The 4739-nt window shown below is 74.2% G+C and carries 3 protein-coding genes; all 3 read left to right on the top strand.

Going from position 1 to position 4739, the window contains the following annotated elements; all coding sequences use genetic code 11:
* Positions 1–1727, top strand: a 1727-nt coding sequence (locus tag HET64_RS36665; RefSeq protein ID WP_215111560.1) for an acyclic terpene utilization AtuA family protein, incomplete at its 5' end; no start/stop codon positions are given.
* A complete protein-coding gene (locus HET64_RS36660) occupies positions 1724–3322 on the top strand; it encodes an acyl-CoA carboxylase subunit beta (RefSeq protein ID WP_215111559.1) in 1599 nt (532 codons plus the stop codon). The genes HET64_RS36665 and HET64_RS36660, both read left to right, overlap by 4 nt.
* Positions 3323–3329: 7 nt before the next feature.
* The coding region (locus HET64_RS36655; RefSeq protein WP_215111558.1) for an acetyl/propionyl/methylcrotonyl-CoA carboxylase subunit alpha at positions 3330–4739 on the top strand (1410 nt) is incomplete at its 3' end.

Genomic DNA, 4739 nt, shown 5'->3' with positions numbered 1-4739 from the left:
CCCCCGCGCCCCTCCGGATCGGCAACGCCTCCGGCTTCTACGGAGACCGCTTCGACGCGCTGCGCGAGATGCTCACCGGCGGCCCCCTCGACGTCGTCACCGGGGACTACCTCGCCGAGCTGACCATGCTCATCCTCGGCCGCAGCCGCCTCAAGGACCCGGACAAGGGCTACGCCACCACCTTCCTGCGCCAGCTGGAGGAAGGGCTCGGCCTCGCCCACGAGCACAGGGTGCGCATCGTCGCCAACGCGGGCGGCCTCAACCCGGCCGGACTGGCCGTCGCCGTACGGCAGTTGGCGGAGAAGGTCGGCGTGCCCGTCACCGTCGCCCACGTCGAGGGCGACGGCCTGCCCGTCCCGGACGGGTACCTCACCGCCAACGCCTACCTCGGCGGCTCCGGGATCGCCGCCTGCCTGCGGGCCGGGGCGGATGTCGTCGTCACCGGCCGGGTCACCGACGCGGCCCTGGTCACCGGGCCCGCCGCCGCCCACTTCGGCTGGGGCCCGGACGACCTGGACGCGCTCGCGGGGGCCGTCGTCGCCGGGCACGTCCTGGAGTGCGGTACGCAGGCGACCGGCGGGAACTACGCTTTCTTCCGCGAACACGACGCACGCCTCCTCCGCCGCCCCGGCTTCCCGCTCGCCGAGATCCACGCCGACGGCTCCTCGGTCATCACCAAGCACGAGGGTACGGGCGGGATCGTCGACATCGGCACCGTCACCGCCCAAATCCTCTACGAGACCGGCGGAGCCCGGTACGCGGGCCCCGACGTCACCGCCCGCCTCGACACCGTGACGCTGACCCCGGACGGCCCGGACCGGGTCCGGGTCGACGGCGTACGCGGCGAGGCCCCGCCGCCCACCCTCAAGGCGGGACTCACCCGGCTCGGCGGCTGGCGCAACGAGGTCGTCTTCGTCCTCACCGGCCTGGACGTCGAGGCCAAGGCGGACCTGGTGAAGGACCAGTTCGCCGACGCCCTGGAGCGGGCCGGCGGGCGCGGGCCCGCCGAGGTGCGCTGGGAACTGGCCCGGACCGACCACGCGGACGCCGGCACCGAGGAGCGGGCCAGCGCCCTGCTGCGGCTCGTCGTCCGCGACCAGGACGCCGACGCGGTCGGCCGGGCCGTCTCCGGGGCGGCCGTGGAACTGGCCCTCGGCAGCTACCCGGGCTTCCACGTCACCGCCCCGCCCGGAAAGGGCGAGCCCTACGGGGTGTTCGAGGCCAGGCCCGTACCGGCGGCGGACGTCGAGCACACCGCCGTACTCCCGGACGGCCGCAGAGAGGTACAGGAACCGCCGACCCACACCCAGGAGTTGACCGCACTGGGCGAGCCGCCGCTGCCCGAGCCCTACCCGGCCGCCGCACCCACCCGGCGCGCACCGCTCGGTCTGATCGCGGGCGCCCGCAGCGGCGACAAGGGCGGCGACGCCAACGTGGGCGTCTGGGTGCGCGACGACGATGCCTGGCGCTGGCTGGCGCACGAGCTGACCGTCGAGCGGCTGAAGGAACTCCTCCCGGAGACCGCCGCCCTGACCGTCGTGCGCCATGTGCTGCCCAATCTCCGCGCCCTGAACTTCACCGTGCACGGCCTCCTGGGCGAGGGCGTCGCCGCCCGGGCCCGCTTCGACCCGCAGGCCAAGGCGCTGGGGGAGTGGCTGCGGTCCCGCTCGCTCCCCGTCCCCGTAGCGCTGCTGGAAGGCGTCCCCCTCCCGGAGGTGACCGCATGACCGTCCTGCCCACCGGGCTCGACACCGACGGCCCCGAGTACGCGGCCAACCGGGCCACCATGGTGGCCAAGCTCGCCGAACTGGAGACCGAGCACGCCAAGGCGCTCGCGGGCGGCGGCGAGAAGTACGTCGCCCGGCACCGGAAGCGCGGCAAGCTCCCGGCCCGCGAGCGGATCGAGCTGCTCGTCGACCCCGACACCCCGTTCCTGGAGCTGTCGCCGCTGGCCGCCTGGGGCAGCGATTACGCGGTCGGCGCCTCGCTCGTGACGGGGATCGGGGTGGTGGAGGGCGTCGAGTGCCTGATCACCGCCAACGACCCGACCGTGCGCGGCGGTGCCTCGAACCCGTGGACGCTGAAGAAGGCCCTGCGCGCCAACGAGATCGCCTTCGCCAACCGGCTGCCCTGCGTCAGCCTGGTGGAGTCCGGCGGGGCCGACCTGCCGTCCCAGAAGGAGATCTTCATCCCGGGCGGTGCCCTCTTCCGCGACCTCACCCGGCTCTCCGCCGCCGGAATCCCCACCGTGGCCGTCGTGTTCGGCAACTCGACGGCCGGAGGCGCGTACGTCCCCGGCATGTCCGACCACACGGTGATGATCAAGGAGCGGTCCAAGGTCTTCCTCGGCGGACCACCCCTGGTGAAGATGGCGACCGGCGAGGAGAGCGACGACGAGTCCCTCGGCGGCGCCGAGATGCACGCCCGCACCTCCGGGCTCGCCGACCACTTCGCCGTCGACGAGCACGACGCGATCCGGCAGGCCCGACGCATCGTCGCCCGGCTCAACTGGCGCAAGGCACACGCCGATCCGGGCCCGGCCGAGCCGCCGAAGTACGACGAGGACGAACTGCTCGGCATCGTCCCCGGCGACCTGAAGGCCCCCTTCGACCCGCGCGAGGTCATCGCCCGGCTGGTCGACGGCTCGGACTTTGACGCGTTCAAACCGCTGTACGGGACGAGCCTGGTCACCGGCTGGGCGCGGCTGCACGGCTACCCGGTGGGGATCCTCGCCAACGCGCAGGGGGTGCTGTTCAGTGAGGAGTCCCAGAAGGCCGCCCAGTTCATCCAGTTGGCGAACCAGCGCGACATCCCGCTGCTCTTCCTCCACAACACCACCGGCTACATGGTCGGAAAGGAGTACGAGCAGGGCGGCATCATCAAGCACGGCGCGATGATGATCAACGCGGTCGCCAACTCGAAGGTCCCGCATCTGTCGGTCCTGATGGGGGCGTCCTACGGGGCCGGTCACTACGGGATGTGCGGCCGCGCCTACGACCCGCGCTTCCTCTTCGCCTGGCCGAGCAGCAAGTCCGCCGTGATGGGCCCGCAGCAGCTCGCCGGGGTCCTGTCCATCGTCGCCCGCGCCTCCGCCGCCGCGAAGGGGCAGCCGTACGACGACGAGGCGGACGCCGGGCTGCGGGCGATGGTGGAGCAGCAGATCGAGGCGGAGTCGCTGCCGGTGTTCCTGTCCGGGCGGCTGTACGACGACGGGGTCATCGACCCGCGCGACACCCGGACCGTCCTCGGCCTGTGCCTGTCCGCGATCCACACCGCACCGGTCGAGGGCGCCCGCGGCGGCTTCGGCGTCTTCCGGATGTGACCCGCCCATGAGGAGTGACGTGATCCAGACCCTGCTCGTCGCCAACCGGGGCGAGATCGCCTGCCGGATCTTCCGCACCTGCCGTGACCTGGGCATCACCACGGTCGCCGTGCACTCCGACGCGGACGCCGGCGCCCTGCACGTACGGGAGGCCGACCTCGCCGTGCGCCTGCCGGGCGCGGCCCCCGCCGACACGTATCTGCGCGGCGACCTCGTCGTGGCAGCCGCGCTGGCCGCCGGGGCGGACGCCGTGCACCCCGGCTACGGCTTCCTCTCCGAGAACGCCGCCTTCGCCGCCGCCGTGCAGGACGCGGGCCTGGTGTGGGTGGGCCCGCCGGTGAAGGCCATCGAGCTGATGGCGTCCAAGACCCGGGCCAAGGAGCTGATGGCCGGGGCGGGGGTGCCGCTGCTGGCCCCCGTGGACCCGGCGACGGCCGGGGAGGACGAGCTGCCGCTGCTGCTGAAGGCGGCGGCGGGCGGCGGCGGACGCGGCATGCGCGTCGTCCGCGAACTCGGCGCGCTCCCGGGCGAACTGCTGGCGGCCGCCGCCGAGGCCGCGTCCGCCTTCGGGGACGGCGAGGTCTTCGCCGAGCCGTACGTGGAGCGCGGCCGGCACGTCGAGGTCCAGGTGATGGCGGACGAGCACGACACCGTGTGGGCCCTCGGCACCCGGGACTGCTCGCTCCAGCGCCGCCACCAGAAGGTCATCGAGGAGGCCCCCGCCCCCGGCCTGGACGACGCCCTGCGCACCCGGCTGCGCGACGCGGCGGTGGCGGCGGCCCGGGCGGTCGGCTACCGGGGTGCGGGGACCGTGGAGTTCCTCGTCTCCGCCGGGGGACGCCCGTACTTCCTGGAGATGAACACCCGCCTTCAGGTCGAACACCCGGTCACGGAGGCCGTGTTCGGGATCGACCTGGTCGCGCTGCAACTGCGGGTCGCGGAGGGCGAGCCGCTGGAACCGACGCCCCCGTCGCCGTCGGGCCACGCGGTCGAGGCCCGGCTCTACGCCGAGGACCCCGCCCACGACTGGCAGCCGCAGACCGGCGCGCTCCTCGCCCTGGACGTGCCGGACGCGCCGGGCCTGCGCCTGGACACCGGGTACACCGGCGGCGACACCATCGGCGTGCACTACGACCCGATGCTCGCCAAGGTGATCGCCCACGCCCCGACCCGCGCCGGGGCCGTCCGGCTGCTGGCCCGCGCGCTGGAGCGGGCCCGGATCCACGGCCCGGTCACCAACCGCGACCTGCTCGTACGGTCGTTGCGCCACCCGGACTTCGCGGCGGCGCGCCTGGACACCGGGTTCTACGACCGGCACCTGGGCGGCCTGACCGCCCCGGCCCCCGGCCGGAACCCGGCGACGGCCGCCCTCGCAGCGGCCCTGGCGGCAGCCGTCCGCACCACCACCGCCCCCGGT

The organism is Streptomyces sp. McG3, assembly GCF_018619185.1.
Lineage (GTDB): Bacteria > Actinomycetota > Actinomycetes > Streptomycetales > Streptomycetaceae > Streptomyces.
This window is presented reverse-complemented; position numbering and strand designations above follow the sequence as displayed.